Source organism: Peribacillus sp. RS7 (assembly GCF_041956845.1).
Classification (GTDB): domain Bacteria; phylum Bacillota; class Bacilli; order Bacillales; family DSM-1321; genus Peribacillus.
In genome coordinates, this window is record NZ_CP168135.1 from 5,570,268 (window position 1) to 5,586,363 (window position 16,096).

Here is a 16,096-nt window from a genome sequence, read left to right on the forward strand (position 1 = left end):
AGATTATTTTTCTCCTAACAAGTCGGCATCGATCAGTAACGGTTTTTTTGTCATGAATCCTTCCGCATAGGCGACACCCACTTCTTTTCCGAACATCCGCTCCCGTGCCTCCACTGTCTCGATATAGCCATTCACTAGCGGGGTTTCAACAGTTCGTTCACTTTTTTCGAATTGGCTGCCATAGGCTCTAAGACTATCCAGCTTTTGTGATATTGAAGAAGTGATGTCCACGACGAAGTCCGGTTTGTGAAAACCATTTATCATAAAATAGTACATATTCTGGACACGATGAGAATCCAGGCCTTCTTCTTCCATATACTTTCTGACTCCTGCCGAAAAAACTGCTTCTTCGACCAATTTGGCACAGTTTCCATGATCGGGATGGCGATCTTCAAAAAAAGGGGCAAATACAAGGGCAGGTTTATATTGACGAATGACTGTAATGATTTGATCTATGTATTCCGCTTTCATATATAAACCCCGGTCGGGTAAATCAAGGGAAATCCTTTTCACCCCAAGGATTTCAGCAGCCTTATCCGCTTCCTCCTGACGCAATGGAACGGTTCCATTGGATGACATTTCAGCTTTTGTCAAATCACAAATGACAATTTCCTTTCCTTGCTTCACATATTTAGCAATCGTGCCCCCCATACCTATTTCAACATCATCCGCATGCGCGCCGAAAGCCAGGATATCTATGTTACTTTTGTTTATCATTTATCTCACCTTGTTTTTTCCGTAGTTTTAGCCAGTCCATATACCCATGTTTCAAACCTTGTATCAGCACTTCTGCCGTGCCCATATTTGTCGCTAAGGGAATTTCATAGACATCGGATAGGCGTATAAGCGCTGATACATCCGGTTCATGTGGCTGTGATGTCAATGGATCGCGGAAAAATAGGACCATATCCATTTCTCCGCGCGCAATCATTGCACCTATTTCCTGATCTCCGCCAAGAGGTCCTGAATGAAAACGATGGACAGGCAGTGATACTTCTTCCATAATTCTTTTACCAGTCGTACCTGTAGCAAATAATTCATGCTGCTCAAATACAGCTTTATAGGCTGTTATAAATTGAATGATATCTTCTTTTTTCTTATCATGGGCAATTAAGGCAATTCTCATCGTAAATCCTCCTTCTCCCTATTCGATAATATTTTCCAGGCCGTATACAAGAACATCCAATTTCATGACGGTATCGACAGCTAGTTTGACTCCTGACATGAAGGATGCTCGATTAAAGGAATCATGTCGGACCGTCAATAGCTCTCCCTCACTTCCAAAAAGCACCTGTTGATGAGCAACTAGGCCCGGAAGGCGTACACTATGGATATGCATACCGTCTACATTTGCTCCTCTTGCCCCCTGGATGGTTTCTTTTTCATTTGGGTGTCCTTGTTGTTTTGTTTCACGTACCGCTGCAATCATATCTGCCGTTTTGGAAGCCGTACCAGAAGGTGCATCCAGTTTTTGATCATGATGCATTTCGATGATTTCCACATCCGGGAAATACTTTGCGGCCATTTGTGAAAACTTCATCATCAAAATGGCTCCGATTGCAAAGTTTGGCGCGATGATGCAGCCGATGCCCTTTTCTTTTGTAAGTGAATCAAGCTTTGCTAAATCTTCCTTTGTAAAACCTGTCGTCCCCACTACAGGGCGGATGCCATGATTAAGTGCCGTTTCGGTATGAAACATCCCCACTTCAGGTGTAGTTAAATCGATCAATACGTCTGCTTCAACAGAAGAAAAGCATTCATTTATATCCGAAAAAACAGGTGCTTCAATACCGTGGAAACCTTCTATTGCGGAGAGGCTTTCCCCGTTATACTTACGATCTATGACAGCGGCCAATTCAAACCCTTCTGTCCCATGTACGAGCTTCACCGCTTCATTTCCCATTCTGCCACGAGGACCAGCTACAATTACTTTCACTTTACTCATTTTTACCTTCCCCTTCCATTTCCTCTTCTTTTCTTGTCCATCTATCTTTATCACGGGTTGTAAACTTTTCCATGACCTTATCATGTGAGCTTTGAAGGTCAATCCCTAAAGAATTGGCAAAACAAATTAACACAAAAAGCATGTCCCCCAATTCCGCTTCAATACTATTCTCTTCCTCGGTTGGTTTCTTCGGTTTTTCACCATGGTAGTGATTGACTTCCCTAGCCAATTCCCCAAGTTCTTCCGACATGCGGGCAAGCATGGCCAAGGGGCTGAAATATCCTTCTTTGAATTGTCCTATGTATTGGTCGACTTCCGCTTGCATTTGTTGGAGCGTCTTTTGCTTTTCCATATAGTCACCCATTCTTGATTTTCGTTTTCAAACATTATACCTTCTCCATGTTAGCTAAAAGTGAAACGGATGACAACAGATACGTTTGCGAATCAAAATTGCCCATAGTTGGTTAATTAGTTATAATAAGTAAATTACTGATATGCTAACCTTTGGAGGTATGGGACATGCTTTTGGGCTTAAAATTGAAAAATACTATATTCATCCTTTTTGGGGCTGGAATCTTCGCCTTTGGCCTTGTGCATTTTAACATGCAGAACCACTTGGCCGAAGGCGGATTCACCGGTCTCACCTTGATTATATATCAACTTATCGGGATAAATCCTTCTTATTCTAATTTGATTTTGAATATTCCCCTATTTTTAATAGGGTGGAAATATTTAGGCCGCACATCTTTCTTTTATACGATTATCGGAACAGTCGGCCTCTCCGTTTGGCTCTGGGTTTTCGAGAGATACCAAATCGATATCGATCTCGGAAACGATTTGATGCTGGTGGCATTGTTTGCCGGGGTCTTTGTTGGTGTCGGGCTCGGGATCATCTTTCGTTACGGAGGGACAACAGGCGGAGTAGATATCATTGCCCGTTTTGCCCACCGTTACTTAGGAATGGGCATGGGACGGACCATGTTCATCTTTGATGCAGTTGTAATTGGCCTGTCCATCCTTACCTACCTGGATTACCGGGAAGCGATGTATACCCTCGTTGCCGTATTTATAGGCGCTAGAGTAATCGACTTTATGCAAGAAGGAGCCTATGCAGCCAGAGGTGCAATGATCATTAGTGAGAAGAACAAGGAAATTGCCGAGAAAATCATGAATGATATGGAGCGTGGCGTAACGGTATTACGGGGATACGGGTCCTTTACACGCAATGACCGGGAAGTCCTCTATTGTGTTGTTGGGAAAAATGAGCTTGTCCGCTTAAAAAATGCCATAACATCGGTGGACCCTCATGCATTCGTATCTGTAAGTGAAGTGCATGACGTATTGGGCGAGGGCTTTACACTTGATGAGAATAAGAACCCCATTGAAAGGTAATCGAGGGGCTGGTGGCATACCGAATGGAATGTAATCCTTTTGAATGTTTCCCCGAATACCTGACTTTTATAAGCAATGTACAACAAATATTTTTAAAAAGCGTTTATAATTGCATGTTAAAAAGGACCCCATCCCGTGATGGCGTCCTTTTATCATTAATCTTCTTCTCTCATTCCTGTATACATAAGCAGAAGACGAACTAATTCCAGTACGGCTACAAGAGCGGCAGCAACATAAGTCATTGCAGCTGCACTTAATACTTTTTTCGTTTCCCGTTCTTCATCATTTCGGATGACCCCAACTGAAACGAGTTGATCCATCGCCCGTGAAGAAGCATTGAACTCAACCGGCAGTGTTATCACTTGGAAGAGAACAGCGGCTGCCATGAAAACGATACCCGCCAATAGCAACTCAGGAATTGAGGCTAACATCCCGATTAATATTAAAATCCAAGATATGTTAGAACCAAAGTTAGCTACCGGTACTAACGCATGGCGGAAACGTAAGAATGCATATGCTTCTTTATCTTGAATCGCATGTCCAACTTCATGGGCTGCAACCGCTACACCGGCAACTGAATCGCCGTGATAGTTATCTGTTGATAAACGCACCGTTTTATCCCTTGGATCATAATGGTCCGATAGCATTCCAGGTGTCTCTTCGACCCTGACATTGAACAGTCCATTTTGATCCAAAATGGCCCGCGCCGTCTCAGCACCATTCATACCAGAAGAAGCCGGTACCTTTGCATATTTTTTATACGTGCTTTTCACTTTCATTTGTGCATAAATCGGGATTAAAATGATAATCGCCAAATAAATGAAATACATGGTATCCTCCTATGACTATAATTACTCTTAATTCTATGGATTGAGGGCACCCCTGTCAAATATAGTGTTCTCTTCCCCTGTCTTTTTAATCATTATGTTCTTTCCTTGGTTTCTCCCTATCACCTTTATATTTTCTCCAGCCTACATAAGAAAGCGTCATAATGATGATACTGCCTGTCGATATGATGACCCACCAAAGGGAAGGATCTGCATCATCTTCCCCCATTTCATCAAAAATGGAGGTTAGTTCGCTTTGTAATGCATCCAGTTCCTTTTGACTCTCTCCATCACTGATTACTTCCGGTCGGTATTGGTTGATGTATTGAATCCTCGTGTCCAGTTGCTGCATCGTTTCTTTAGAAAGGTCGACTTTCAAGCTAGGATATATCATTTCATATTGTGAAAGGAATAAGTTCAATTGGCTATTGAATGTAATCGTGTCTTGATTGATGGCGGCATTCTTTGTCTGCTGGAAAGAATTCATCATTTGATCCTCCATCTCTGTCCAAAGGGGCTGATGGGTAGACTTGACCGCATCAACGACAAGCCGGAACTTTGTTACAGAATTAACCTTTTCGGAATCTCCCTTATTCATATCCTTTATTGTCATCAACGCTTCATTATGAGCTACAGTAATAATTCGAAGTTCGTCCATGTCAAGGATCTGCTCTTTCGCTGTCTCTTTTAAAAACCGATCAGAAAAAAACGTCAGCATCTTTTCCGAATCTCCATATCGCTTCAACTTGGCCATTTCCAAGGCACTATCGGAAATGTTATCTAATTGCTCCAAACTTGAAGAGGATTCTGCATAGACAGGGAAATGTAAGACGACAAATAAAACAGCAATGGTTAATATGAATTTTTTCAACATGCTACTCGTCCCTCCTCATATCTCTACTAAAACGATATGAAAGAACAAACATGAGTAGACCTCGTTCAACACAAAAAAAAATTAACCCTGCTTTTACAAAGCTGTATACAGGGCTAACTTTTTAATGGATGAAGGATAGGGTGATCCGCTTTTTTCTATATCCAAAATACCAGCCGACAAAAATGGAAAGTATGCTGAGCCAAAAAGTAAAATAACCTATCGAGTTCATATATACCAATAGATCACGATATATTGGCATCATTTCAAAAACATAATCGATTATGTCATTATGTATGGTCCAAATCCCTGCGACTATCAAATGCCAAGGTTTTATTCGATAAAATGGTGCATATAATACCCCTTGAATCGCCATTCCCAAATGAGAAGCCATTAACATATAGCCTTCCCATGGCAATGAACCTGTTGTCACTAATGTCATTAGATTCATAACAACTGCCCATATACCATATTTGAATAGTGTTATTATCGCCAACGCTTCCATAAGTCCAAAGTTTCTTTTTAATAGGAACCCCAATAAAACAAATACAAAAAACAGGCTAGCTGTCGGGCTGTCCGGTACAAAAGCCAAAAAAATGGCCGGAGTGTTTTCCAATTGACTTCCGTACCAATAATATCCAAAGGCTGTTCCGAATATATTTATTATTAATAACAAAAAGAGCATTTGCCGATTTGCAAGCCAACTGTAGATAACATTCATTCTTTTACCCTCACTTACATACTCATGTATACTCATTTTACATTCCATCACCTTGAAAACCAAGCATTCATTTCAATTTCCTTTCATTTACGCTTCAATTTACCAATAAAAAAGCCGACAACCGTAGTCGTCAGCTTTTCATTTACAGCATATGAAAGAAAATGCTGTTGATGGTTATATTATTTTGCTGATAATCCAGATACAAATTCAGCTAATGTTGCCAATTCTTCATCTGTACCTTTGAACATGCCAGCTGGCATGGCACCTTGGCCTTCGCGAGCGATTTTAGAGATTTCTTCTGGCTTTAAACCTGTGTCAATTAAGCTTGGCGCTCCAGCTCCACCAGTTAATTCTGCTCCGTGACAGCTAATACAGCCACTAGAATCCATCAGTTTATACCCATCGCTTTCTTTATCAATGTCTGCACCTTCTACGATTGCTCCTTGCTTCTTGGAAGCTTCCCAATCGTGATGTGCCGCAGACTCCCATGTTAAATAGAAAACACCTGCCATTGCCAATAGCATGAAGCCTACAGCAAAAGGACGTTTCGCTGGGCTCCGCTCTGGACCACGATCTAAAAAAGGTGCCAAGAGCAATGCCCCGAAAGCCAAACCAGGTATTACCATGGACCCGATTGCATTATAAGGGCCTGAAGCATAAGTATACTTAAGTAATTGGTAAAGGAATAGGAAATACCAGTCTGGCAGCGGAATATACGCTGTATCTGTAGGATCTGCTATCCTTTCCAATGGCGATGGATGTGCGATTGTCAGGCATAGATAACCTACAAGAAATACGGCTCCGACCATCCATTCTTTTAAAAGGAAATTAGGCCAAAATGCTTCAGTTTTCCCAGGATATTCTGAATAATCTTTCGGAATATTCGGTTTACGGTCCGCGGAGATACGCGAGTCACCTACGAATTTCATACCTTTCCCACGATGCATTGAACAATTCCCCTCCTTTATGAAAAGGTTTTTTTGGTTCTTGATTCACCATTCTTTTATAGTGGACCTGAAATACCTTGTTTTCGGATCATTAGGAAATGAGCCGCCAGTAAAGCAAATAATGCTGCAGGCAGGAAGAATACATGAATTGCAAAGAATCGTGTCAATGTCTGTGCTCCAACGATGGTTGGATCTCCTGCTATCAATGTCTTGAGTGCCGGTCCCATTAACGGTACCGATTCGACAATTGTCAACGTAACTTTCGTTGCGAATAGCGCTTTCATATCCCATGGCAATAAATAACCAGTCAAGCCTAATGCCAGCATGATGAAGAAAATCAATACGCCGACCATCCAGTTCAATTCACGCGGTTTTTTGTAAGCTCCCTGGAAGAAGACACGAAGAGTATGTAAAAACATCATAACGATAACTAGACTTGCTCCCCAGTGATGCATACCACGGACAATTTGACCGAAGGCAACTTCATTTTGCAAATAATAAACAGATTCCCAAGCGTTTTTAATGTCCGGGACATAGTACATCGTCAAGAACATGCCTGACAAGATTTGGATGACCGTAATAAAGAAAGTTAACCCACCAAAACAATATACGAATGCAGAAAAATGATGTGCGGGGTTAACATGTTCAGGAACCTCATGGTCAGCAATATCCCGCCATAATGGCGTAATATCTAAACGCTCGTCCACCCAGTCATATAACTTTGTTAGCAATGTTTACGCCTCCCCATGCGGTTTTAGTTGACCCAAATAAAGAATTCCATCTTTTTCTTTCGTTCCATAGACATCCAATGGTGAAACCGGCGGTGTCCCTTTCACGTTCACTCCATCTTTCGTATACCTGCCGTAATGGCAAGGACAGAAAAATTGATTCGGATTAGACTTATCCGTATTCCATGCTACCGTACAGCCTAAATGCTTACAGATTGGAGATAATGCAACGATATTGCCATCATCCGTTTTGTAAACCCACGCTGTATTTGTTTCTTCAGACTCATACCACCCATCGACCTGCTTGAAACTAAAGTCGACACGGGTTGGTTCGGTAGTCAGTTCACTTACCTTCTGCTTAGTTGCAATGTAATCCCCGCCTTTATCTGCTGATAATACAGGATCAATTGCAAACCTAACCATAGGCATCAACATACCGGCCGCCATAAATCCACCAACGCCAGTAAGTGTGTAATTAAGGAATTGACGTCGTGAAACATTATGCTTGCTCATGCGTTTTCCCCCCTCTATTACTATACTGAGAGCCCGAAAGGACCAATAAATAGCAACACTATAAAACTAGGACATTTCCATGATATCTCAATAATTTACCAAGGTCAATATTTGTAAAACCCAAAAGGTGGCAACTATGTGTCAAATAATGCGAAAAATCCTACTTTTTTTCATTTTTCCAATTATAAGTGAATATATCAAGGATCTGGAGAACCTGCTGGTTAATCATTTCCCTGGCTTGTTCAATTTCAAGCCCCTCCAGGGGGACGGCAGGAATCCATACTAAATTATTTTCCAATTCCCGCTCTTCCTTTTTCCACTCGAAATCTGATGTAAGAAAAAAAACATGCTTGAAATTATTTTCTTTCACTTCATTGGCCCAACCCTTTAACCGCTCAATCTTATCCAATTCATCACTTAAATAATGAAATGTTGGCAATAAAAGAATTCTTCCTTTCATCTGCTTTTCAAGTTCCAAGCTTAAAATGGTAAGAAATTCATTCATTGAACCCGTTTGCTTCATTTGCGATCCAAAAGATAGGGGAACCAAAGGAATTAATACGGTATCCACATATTCTTTAGATTGCATATACATGTCAAGATCTTTTGCTGTCCACTTCATGCTTTTCTTCACTCCCGATTTTTTAAATCAACTCCTTATCATTTTACCATTATTTTTATAACATCTTTACCATATACCCATAGTCTTTACAAAAATGTGGATTTTATCAATGTTTTATAAAAAATAAAAACCTTTCCTGATTACGGAAAGGTCATTTTATTTCATCCAAGTACTTTTAGTTGATTCAATTGTTCGGTTAAATCCTTAAATGCTTGTTCATCATGCTTATCAAGTGCTTCATCGATTTCCTTTAGCAGACGATCCCTTTGAAAATAAAGCATGCTTTTTTCTAAAAATTGTTCAGCCAGCAGCTGATCTTTTTCGTTCGATGCCGTAGATTTCGGCATGAAGGGATTATTTTCCAATACCGCTGCATATTGATAGGAAGAGTAAGCGGATTTAAAATTGAGCTGAATATAAATGTCTTCATCCCGATTTAACCGGATATCATGAAAAGATTTCTCTGCATCGGTCGTCATGATATTGGACTTATAGAACCTGAAAGGGACTTCATCCACACAATGTGTCGACATAATTAGTCCGCGTGGGCAATATTGGGCATTTTCTACAAAATGAACCTTTTTCATTAGTTGATCATGACTCATTAAGTAATTCAATATCCACACGCATTCTCTTCGTTTTAGTTGATAATGATTTAAAAACCACCGAATAAAATCCTTCTTCTCATTCACAGAAACAGGGGCAGCCACCATGAATTCCCTCCTCTGTCTTGATTTAGTTTCATTTCGCTTATCTACAGTTCATCTGTACTTTCACCTAGCCGCTCCAAAATCATCGCATACTCATCATTTGCTGGGTTTATCTCAAGCAGCTTATTAAATACTTCTCTAGATGTGGCTCTGTCTCCTTCTTCAATTAAAAAGAAACCATAGTCTTCCAGGAAATCTTGATTGTTCTTGAATGAATTATATGCTTTATGATAGCTGGTTAATGACTCTTTAAATTGTTCGGTGTGTTGATAAGATACAGCAGCTATCCAGTCAAACTGCGGATCATCCTCTCCATACCGCCTTACTTCACCAATACACTCGAGTACATCTTCATACCTTTCGTGGTGCATATACAGTTTCAAGAGGGTAAGTGCAGCTTCCAGGTATCCTGGATCAATGGCAAGAGCTTCTTTAAATAGATTTTCCGCCTCTTCATCAAGTCCGCTTTTCAAGGCAATTTTTCCACCGAAGAAGTAAAGTTCCTTATTGAATTCATCAGCCTTGATTCCTTCTTTGACCGTTTTCAGGGCATTTTCCAAATCCTCAAGATGTTCATAACTCTTTGCCAGGTATAAATATAGGGAATGGTATTCATGATCTAATTCTTTCAGTTCAACAAACTTTCGTACCGCTGTCTCATAAAGACCTGCCTGAAAAGCCGTAAATGCATATTCAAATAGGGTATTGATTTCAAGTCCATCATTCAAGGCCTTTTCAAAGTGCGGAAGGGCCTCCTCGAATTTCCCAGAACTGCTTAATGCTTCAGCAAGCCTCTGATTGACATTAACTCCAGCGATTTCTTGTTCCTGTTCCAAAACCTTTATGTAATTTGCAATGGCTTCCTGATCCCTTCCTTGATGAAAGAACAGTTCAGCTAGCGCAAAATCAATGATGATCTCATCGGGAAGTATTTCCTTTGCCTGCAGTAATTTTCGTTCACTGACCTCATCCATCCCCTGTAATTGATAAAGGTCCGCTTCCAAAAGCAAAGCACTTGGATATACTTCATCATCTGCACTTACTTTTTCAAGCATCAGCATCGCTTCATCTTCCTGGTCCATGTCAATCAGGATTTCCGCCAACGAAACAATCAATTCTCCTTCATCAGGATAGAGTTCCAGAAGATGTTCAAAAAGATCCTTTGCCTCCTCCACAAAACCAAGCTGGAGCATTTCCTCGGCCAGCAACAATATGTCCTCTGCTGACTCTGATGATTTAATACGATTTATATGTTTAAGAGCTTCTGTTAATTCCCCTTTTTTTAAATGCTGTATAACTTGTTCCACTGTGTTCATTGTTGATTCCTTCCTTTTGCATGATTGACTTGGTCTCTAGTCATACACACTCACGTCATTATGTGACATTCTCTGCCATCAAGACAAAATACCCATGTTGCAATAGTGAGATGCATAGTAAACAGTATTTATTAGTTTACCATACTGTAGCCCTGTATTCCATTGATGAAGTCCCCTCCTCATTCTCATTAAAAAAAGGTTACTAGTTAATTCTCCATGATCCATTCATTCTCCTTTTTGATCAGGAATCCCTTTTTCTTAATTTTCATGATTAATACAGGCAAAAACGCCTAAATGTTAGCGCTTTCAACACTTTAGAGCGTTTAAAAAAAAAGTTTACAGACCAAAAAGGTTTGTAAACTTTTTTAATATTTACTTTATCAATTCCGTCAAATGCTCAAAAAATTGTGGATATGATACATCTATGGCATCAGGGTCGGCAAGTTCCACTTCCCCATTCGTTATCAAAGCTGCAACAGCGAGCATCATTCCGATACGATGATCTCCATGGCTTGTAACCGTACCTCCATTCAGGGCATTACGTCCTTTGATAATCAATCCGTCTGCTGTCGGAGTTATATCTGCCCCCAGGATGGAAAGCTCATTTGCGACCGTATCAATTCGATTGGTCTCTTTCACTTTTAGTTCTGCTGCATCCTTGATTGTCGTTATCCCTTCAGCCTGTGTTGCCAATAGTGCAATTACCGGTATTTCATCGATGAGACGGGGAATTAGATCACCGCTGATGGTGGTTCCTTTTAGTCGGGAGCTTCTGACAATGATATCTCCTGCAGGTTCACCTACGCCCGTCTTCTTCTCAATCGTAATGTCCGCCCCCATCGATTTCATGACTTCGATGATTCCAGTTCTGGTCGAATTAAGACCCACATTCTTTAGTACCACTTCGCTATTTTCCGTAATCGCTGCAGCCACCATGAAGAAAGCCGCTGAAGAAATATCACCCGGCACATGGATGGCCGTTCCTTTGAAGACTTGATTTCCGCTTACTTTAATCGTTTGACCGTCTTTTTCGATTTTCCCGCCAAACTCTTGGATCATTCGTTCTGTATGATCACGGGTCTCTTCCGGTTCGATAATGATCGTTTCCCCTTCAGCCTGTAGACCAGCCAGGATTATCGCAGATTTGACCTGCGCACTTGCCACAGGTAATTCATAGCGAAACCCTTGTAGTTTGCCTCCTCTTATGAAGAGCGGGGTATATTCGGCTCCTTTACGGCCATCAATGACCGCTCCCATCTGACGAAGTGGGTTGACCACCCTTGTCATTGGACGTTTGGCTATCGATTCGTCACCTGCCAAAACAGCCGAAAAATCTTGACCCGCCAAAATGCCCATCATTAACCTGATCGTTGTACCCGAATTTCCGACATCAAGCACTGCTTCCGGTTCCTTTAATCCATTAAAACCCTTGCCTTCAATTCTGACGTGCTGGCCTTCTTGTTCGATATGGACTCCAAGCTGCTTAAAACAGGAAATCGTACTTAAACAATCGGCTCCTGGAAGAAAATTAGAGACTGTCGTTTCCCCCTCGGCAAGGGCTCCGAACATTATCGAACGATGGGAGATGGACTTGTCTCCCGGTATGGCAATCGAACCACGTAATGACTGGATGTTCGTTTGTAATTTTTTTGTATTCATACAACCATCCTTCCCTATTAATATCATGCTAGGATCGTTTCATAATCTGTATGTCTTGAGATACAATCCGCGGCTTTTATGCGATCAACATCCGTTTGGAAGCTGATGACCAGCACTCCGTATATCTCTTCCCTGGTTTCTATGATCCTTATGTTTGTAATGCTGATACCTTCTTGTGCCAAATATCCGGTAATTTCAGAAATTATCCCGGCATAATCCGGTATATCGATATATAAGTCATAAAACGCTGGTATGGCGCCTTTCGCATGGGTTGGCAAATCATCCCTGAAAATCTTTGCATCAGTAAAGAATCGAAGGATTTCTTCACTATCTTCATCTGCTACCAGCCCTTTTATATGCTCCATTTCATTAAGCCAATCATTCATTAATTCTAGTAACACATCCCGGTTATGTAACAAAATGTCACGCCACATTTCCGGACTGCTTGAAGCAATTCTTGTAATATCCCGAAAACCACCTGCAGCAAGCCTTGAAATCAACTTATTTTCCTTACTATAATTTTCTGCCTGCTTAACAAGCCCCGATGCGACAATGTGCGGAAAATGACTAATGACTCCAGTCAGTTTATCATGGGTAGCAGGAGTGACAACCAAAAAGTTCGCTCTTGTCCCTTGTAACCACTCTTTCAGTTGCTCCACTTTTTCTTCTTCGATGGAATCGCCGGGAGTAAGCAAATAAAATGCATGTTCAAATAAATGAAGTTTGGCTGCTCCGGCACCGCTTTTATGGGAACCAGCCATAGGGTGCCCTCCGATGAAGGCCACCCCTTTATCTATCAATGGTTTTGCTGCCTTAACGACTGTATCCTTCGTACTTCCTGCATCCGATATGATTACATCACTTTTTAAATCCATTTCAGCCAATTGAGCTAAAATCTTGACGGTTTCATTTACAGGCACAGCAAGTAGAATCAAATCAGCTTCACATGCTCCCGCTTCCAGAGATGATACAGAATCATCAATGATCCCCAATAGCATCGATAGTTGAATATTCTTTTCACTTAGGTCCGTACCAACAATCACGGCTTCAGGATGTGCATGGCGTACAGCCATGGCCAATGATCCGCCAATTAGACCTAGACCTATTACAAAAACCTTTCCCTTCACTCTTCTCTCCCCCGCATCTTTTATGCTCCTCTAGGTTTGATAAAACCTTATAGCAGCGAATCAGAAGGTGCCTCAACTTCATTCAAGAAAGTTTTAATAGCGTTAATCATTCCTTCATTTTCTTCAGTAGAACCAATTGTTACCCTTAGGCTGTTAGGAAAACCGAAAGATTTCCCCGATCTTGCAATGAATCCGCGCTCAAGCAAATATTGAAACACCATGTCGGCATCCTGTTTAAAATGGATAAAGATAAAATTACCTTGTGACGGGTAATAAGCTAAATTTTCTTTACTGCAAAATTCATAGTACCGCTTGAGCCCCTTCTGATTTTCTTCCTTGCATTTTTCAATGAAAGCTTGATCTTCCAAAGCGACTATAGCAATATTCTGTGCGAATGTGTTGACATTGAATGGTTCCCGGGATGGATCCAGTTTCTGAATGATATCCTCATCAGCTAATCCGTACCCTACCCTAAAACTGGCTAGACCATAAATTTTTGAAAATGTACGAAGTATGATCAAGTTTTTAAATTTATTAATCCATTGATTCGTTCTCGGGTAATCCTCAGCCGTTGCATATTCACAATAAGCTTCATCCAGAACGATAAGAACATCTTCCGGAACTTTTTCGATGAACGATAATAAGTCCTGTTCCGAGATATATTTACCTGTAGGATTATTTGGTGTACAAAGCCAGACAACCGCGGTTTTTTCATCTATAACTTTTAGCATTCCTTCTAGATCATGAGCTCCGTCAATATGAGGAACTTCCCTGATTTCCGCACCTTCAAGCGTGGCATTATGGCGATACTGCGAAAAAGTGCCTGTTGCCATGACCGTATTCTTCCCGGCTCCCAATATGCTTCTGGATATGATTTGTATGTTCTCATCAGATCCATTCCCAAATATAAGCTGAGTTTTCTTTCACACCTGTATGTTTTGCAACAGCTTCCCTAAGCATCGTTGCATATCCATCCGGATAGATGGCAAAAGAATGGGTTGAATTCCTTACGGACTCCTTGACCTTTTCCGAACAGCCAAAAGGATTTTCATTTGAAGCTAATTTCGTGATTTTTTCCAACCCGTATAATTTTTTCACTTCATCAGTGGATTTTCCCGGTTGATAAGACTTCAAGGAAAGGACCGCTTCATTCCATTTCATGTCAATCACCTCTATATTTTTATCACTTTAAAGTAAGAAAGTGTGAGAATAGTATATCATATTCATAGCTTTAAAATCATCTTATATCTGCTTTGTCAAATCTGGCCGTAATACCGTAGCCCCTGCCTGATATACATGCTGTATCTCTTTTTGAGATTTCGTCGTATTTACGTGAATCATGACCCGGATGCAAAATGGCAAGGAATTGCTCACCGGTATTTCTTTCATGCATGTAACCGGTACATAAGTCCAGCCTTCGAATTTCCTCAAGGCTTTGGCAGGGAAGACAGAACGAATCTCTTCCGTAGCAGAAAAAAATACAGAAGCCACCATATCGGGATCAATCTCGTTGACCTGAATGATCTCTGCCATCAACTTTTCGACAGCTGAAATCACTTCCATTTCTGTGTCTCTTTCTACTGTAGTGGCACCCCTTATTCCTCTTATCACACATAGTCCCCCTTCTCCTGAACTCTATATCATATCCGCCATTTCCTCTATCAGATCAGAGTCGCCTATATCCATTAGTTGCGGTGACCCCACTTCGTTTAGCAGGACAAAGGTAGCTGCATCATTGACTGATTTTTTGTCCGTTTTCATTAATTCCAGTAGCATTGCATGTTCAAGTCGGGTTGGAATGGTCATTTGATAACCTAAAGAAGAAACCCAATTAATAAACTCATCCAGTTTAAAATCGAGACCCACTTTCTTTTTGCTTAATTTAAGAGCATATACCATCCCGATTAAAATGGATTCCCCATGCGTAAAGTTTCCATATCCCATTGAACCTTCCACTGCATGCCCAAGCGTATGACCAAAATTCAAAAAGGCACGAATGCCGGTTTCCTTCTCATCCTCTTCGACAATTTTAGCTTTGATGCCGATCCCTTTTGTAATCATTGTTAGGAATTGCTCATCCGTAATATCATTCAAATCCACAATATTCGACTTTAACCATAGATAAAACTCATTATCGGCTATCAAGGAATGTTTAATGACTTCGGCAAAACCTGACCTTAATTCTTTAAGCGGCAGGGTTTTTAAGAATTCAAGATCATATATGACCGCTTCAGGCTGGTGAAAGGCCCCAATCATATTTTTTCCTAGTGGATGATTGATGGCAACCTTGCCGCCCACTGCACTATCGTGGGCGAGCAAAGTCGTCGGTACCTGTATGAATGGAATCCCTCTCATAAATGTAGCCGCAACAAATCCAGCCAAGTCACCGACCGCACCACCACCAAGGGCGATAATCAATGACTTGCGATTAAGCTGTTGGGATAAGCAGTAGCTTTGGCATTCATAAAACACATCGAAAGTTTTAGCATGCTCCCCCTCTGGCACAACATGATGCAGGACAGGTTTCCCCGTCTTGACAAGGGCGTTTTTCACAGTTTGCAAATGAAGTTCCGCCACTTTCTCATCAGTTATAATCAGAATCTTGTTTAGATGATTTAATTCATGTGTTATTAATTCAGGCAATTCATTAATCGCCTTCTTGCCAATTAAAACCGGATATTGCTTGGAAGCCGTTTTTATTTGGATGGATTCCATGAT

Annotated in this window: 18 protein-coding genes and 1 pseudogene; 1 reads left to right on the forward strand and 18 read right to left on the reverse strand. The window is 41.0% G+C overall.

Annotation, left to right across the window (positions count from 1 at the left end; genetic code table 11):
- Positions 1–3 precede the first annotated feature (3 nt).
- From bshB1 to ACDZ29_RS27480, 4 genes are read right to left on the reverse strand one after another with little or no spacing between them, the layout of a single operon-like run.
- The gene (bshB1, locus tag ACDZ29_RS27465) at positions 4–717 is read right to left on the reverse strand and encodes a bacillithiol biosynthesis deacetylase BshB1 (RefSeq protein ID WP_289325593.1); all 714 of its coding nucleotides are present in this window, start codon (positions 715–717) and stop codon (positions 4–6) included.
- A complete protein-coding gene (locus tag ACDZ29_RS27470; protein WP_289325594.1) occupies positions 701–1,126 on the reverse strand; it encodes a methylglyoxal synthase in 426 nt (141 codons plus the stop codon). Before ACDZ29_RS27470 ends, bshB1 begins: the two co-directional genes overlap by 17 nt.
- An 18-nt stretch (positions 1,127–1,144) precedes the next feature.
- Positions 1,145–1,945, reverse strand: a complete 801-nt coding sequence (gene dapB / locus ACDZ29_RS27475) for a 4-hydroxy-tetrahydrodipicolinate reductase (RefSeq protein ID WP_289325595.1) — start codon at positions 1,943–1,945, stop codon at positions 1,145–1,147.
- Positions 1,938–2,309, reverse strand: coding sequence for a nucleotide pyrophosphohydrolase (locus ACDZ29_RS27480; RefSeq protein WP_370015684.1), 372 nt, complete (start codon positions 2,307–2,309; stop codon positions 1,938–1,940). The genes dapB and ACDZ29_RS27480 overlap by 8 nt, the downstream gene beginning before the upstream one ends.
- 155 nt (positions 2,310–2,464) lie before the next feature.
- On the opposite strand from ACDZ29_RS27480, the gene ACDZ29_RS27485 reads away from it, so the two are divergent.
- Entirely contained in the window at positions 2,465–3,337 is an 873-nt protein-coding gene (locus ACDZ29_RS27485) for a YitT family protein (protein WP_289315842.1), read from the forward strand.
- Between the two features lie 155 nt (positions 3,338–3,492).
- On the opposite strand, the gene ACDZ29_RS27490 is transcribed toward ACDZ29_RS27485, so the two are convergent.
- The 14 genes and pseudogenes from ACDZ29_RS27490 to aroB form a co-directional block, all read right to left on the reverse strand.
- Complete coding sequence (locus tag ACDZ29_RS27490) at positions 3,493–4,167, reverse strand: zinc metallopeptidase (protein ID WP_375089425.1); 675 nt, start codon at positions 4,165–4,167, stop codon at positions 3,493–3,495.
- 85 nt (positions 4,168–4,252) lie between these two features.
- The gene (gene ypjB, locus ACDZ29_RS27495; RefSeq protein WP_289315840.1) at positions 4,253–5,038 is read right to left on the reverse strand and encodes a sporulation protein YpjB; all 786 of its coding nucleotides are present in this window, start codon (positions 5,036–5,038) and stop codon (positions 4,253–4,255) included.
- A 121-nt stretch (positions 5,039–5,159) separates the two neighbouring features.
- The gene (locus ACDZ29_RS27500; RefSeq protein WP_289327342.1) at positions 5,160–5,756 is read right to left on the reverse strand and encodes a DUF1405 domain-containing protein; all 597 of its coding nucleotides are present in this window, start codon (positions 5,754–5,756) and stop codon (positions 5,160–5,162) included.
- Positions 5,757–5,935: 179 nt separating this feature from the next.
- Complete coding sequence (locus ACDZ29_RS27505; protein WP_289325598.1) at positions 5,936–6,703, reverse strand: menaquinol-cytochrome c reductase cytochrome b/c subunit; 768 nt, start codon at positions 6,701–6,703, stop codon at positions 5,936–5,938.
- 56 nt (positions 6,704–6,759) lie between these two features.
- Positions 6,760–7,434, reverse strand: a complete 675-nt coding sequence (gene qcrB, locus ACDZ29_RS27510) for a menaquinol-cytochrome c reductase cytochrome b subunit (RefSeq protein WP_034307974.1) — start codon at positions 7,432–7,434, stop codon at positions 6,760–6,762.
- A gap of 3 nt (positions 7,435–7,437) precedes the next feature.
- On the reverse strand, positions 7,438–7,944 hold the full coding sequence (locus ACDZ29_RS27515) for a ubiquinol-cytochrome c reductase iron-sulfur subunit (protein ID WP_289325599.1): 507 nt from the start codon (positions 7,942–7,944) through the stop codon (positions 7,438–7,440).
- 160 nt (positions 7,945–8,104) lie between these two features.
- The gene (locus ACDZ29_RS27520; protein ID WP_370015686.1) at positions 8,105–8,566 is read right to left on the reverse strand and encodes a YpiF family protein; all 462 of its coding nucleotides are present in this window, start codon (positions 8,564–8,566) and stop codon (positions 8,105–8,107) included.
- A gap of 161 nt (positions 8,567–8,727) precedes the next feature.
- Positions 8,728–9,279, reverse strand: coding sequence for a ReoY family proteolytic degradation factor (locus ACDZ29_RS27525; RefSeq protein ID WP_289315836.1), 552 nt, complete (start codon positions 9,277–9,279; stop codon positions 8,728–8,730).
- A 41-nt stretch (positions 9,280–9,320) separates the two neighbouring features.
- Positions 9,321–10,592 carry a lipopolysaccharide assembly protein LapB gene (locus ACDZ29_RS27530; protein ID WP_289325602.1) on the reverse strand — a complete coding sequence of 424 codons (1,272 nt, stop codon included), beginning with the start codon at positions 10,590–10,592 and terminating at the stop codon, positions 9,321–9,323.
- Between the two features lie 372 nt (positions 10,593–10,964).
- Entirely contained in the window at positions 10,965–12,251 is a 1,287-nt protein-coding gene (aroA, locus tag ACDZ29_RS27535; RefSeq protein ID WP_375089427.1) for a 3-phosphoshikimate 1-carboxyvinyltransferase, read from the reverse strand.
- A 23-nt stretch (positions 12,252–12,274) separates the two neighbouring features.
- A complete protein-coding gene (locus tag ACDZ29_RS27540; protein WP_289315833.1) occupies positions 12,275–13,378 on the reverse strand; it encodes a prephenate dehydrogenase in 1,104 nt (367 codons plus the stop codon).
- A 47-nt stretch (positions 13,379–13,425) separates the two neighbouring features.
- Positions 13,426–14,539: pseudogene (gene hisC, locus ACDZ29_RS27545) on the reverse strand (histidinol-phosphate transaminase).
- Positions 14,540–14,620: 81 nt separating this feature from the next.
- Entirely contained in the window at positions 14,621–14,989 is a 369-nt protein-coding gene (gene aroH, locus ACDZ29_RS27550) for a chorismate mutase (protein WP_095389661.1), read from the reverse strand.
- A 24-nt stretch (positions 14,990–15,013) separates the two neighbouring features.
- Positions 15,014–16,093 carry a 3-dehydroquinate synthase gene (aroB, locus tag ACDZ29_RS27555; RefSeq protein ID WP_289325604.1) on the reverse strand — a complete coding sequence of 360 codons (1,080 nt, stop codon included), beginning with the start codon at positions 16,091–16,093 and terminating at the stop codon, positions 15,014–15,016.
- Between the last annotated feature and the right edge of the window lie 3 nt (positions 16,094–16,096).

What these genes read in the sequence shown, in the direction of transcription:
- bshB1 (WP_289325593.1), bottom strand. Translation starts at nt 717, where the DNA reads ATGATAAACAAAAGTAACATAGATATCCTGGCTTTCGGCGCGCATGCG.
- ACDZ29_RS27470 (WP_289325594.1), bottom strand. Translation starts at nt 1,126, where the DNA reads ATGAGAATTGCCTTAATTGCCCATGATAAGAAAAAAGAAGATATCATT.
- dapB (WP_289325595.1), bottom strand. Translation starts at nt 1,945, where the DNA reads ATGAGTAAAGTGAAAGTAATTGTAGCTGGTCCTCGTGGCAGAATGGGA.
- ACDZ29_RS27480 (WP_370015684.1), bottom strand. Translation starts at nt 2,309, where the DNA reads ATGGGTGACTATATGGAAAAGCAAAAGACGCTCCAACAAATGCAAGCG.
- ACDZ29_RS27485 (WP_289315842.1), top strand. Translation starts at nt 2,465, where the DNA reads ATGCTTTTGGGCTTAAAATTGAAAAATACTATATTCATCCTTTTTGGG.
- ACDZ29_RS27490 (WP_375089425.1), bottom strand. Translation starts at nt 4,167, where the DNA reads ATGTATTTCATTTATTTGGCGATTATCATTTTAATCCCGATTTATGCA.
- ypjB (WP_289315840.1), bottom strand. Translation starts at nt 5,038, where the DNA reads ATGTTGAAAAAATTCATATTAACCATTGCTGTTTTATTTGTCGTCTTA.
- ACDZ29_RS27500 (WP_289327342.1), bottom strand. Translation starts at nt 5,756, where the DNA reads ATGAATGTTATCTACAGTTGGCTTGCAAATCGGCAAATGCTCTTTTTG.
- ACDZ29_RS27505 (WP_289325598.1), bottom strand. Translation starts at nt 6,703, where the DNA reads ATGCATCGTGGGAAAGGTATGAAATTCGTAGGTGACTCGCGTATCTCC.
- ACDZ29_RS27515 (WP_289325599.1), bottom strand. Translation starts at nt 7,944, where the DNA reads ATGAGCAAGCATAATGTTTCACGACGTCAATTCCTTAATTACACACTT.
- ACDZ29_RS27520 (WP_370015686.1), bottom strand. Translation starts at nt 8,566, where the DNA reads ATGAAGTGGACAGCAAAAGATCTTGACATGTATATGCAATCTAAAGAA.
- ACDZ29_RS27525 (WP_289315836.1), bottom strand. Translation starts at nt 9,279, where the DNA reads ATGGTGGCTGCCCCTGTTTCTGTGAATGAGAAGAAGGATTTTATTCGG.
- ACDZ29_RS27530 (WP_289325602.1), bottom strand. Translation starts at nt 10,592, where the DNA reads ATGAACACAGTGGAACAAGTTATACAGCATTTAAAAAAAGGGGAATTA.
- aroA (WP_375089427.1), bottom strand. Translation starts at nt 12,251, where the DNA reads ATGAATACAAAAAAATTACAAACGAACATCCAGTCATTACGTGGTTCG.
- aroB (WP_289325604.1), bottom strand. Translation starts at nt 16,093, where the DNA reads ATGGAATCCATCCAAATAAAAACGGCTTCCAAGCAATATCCGGTTTTA.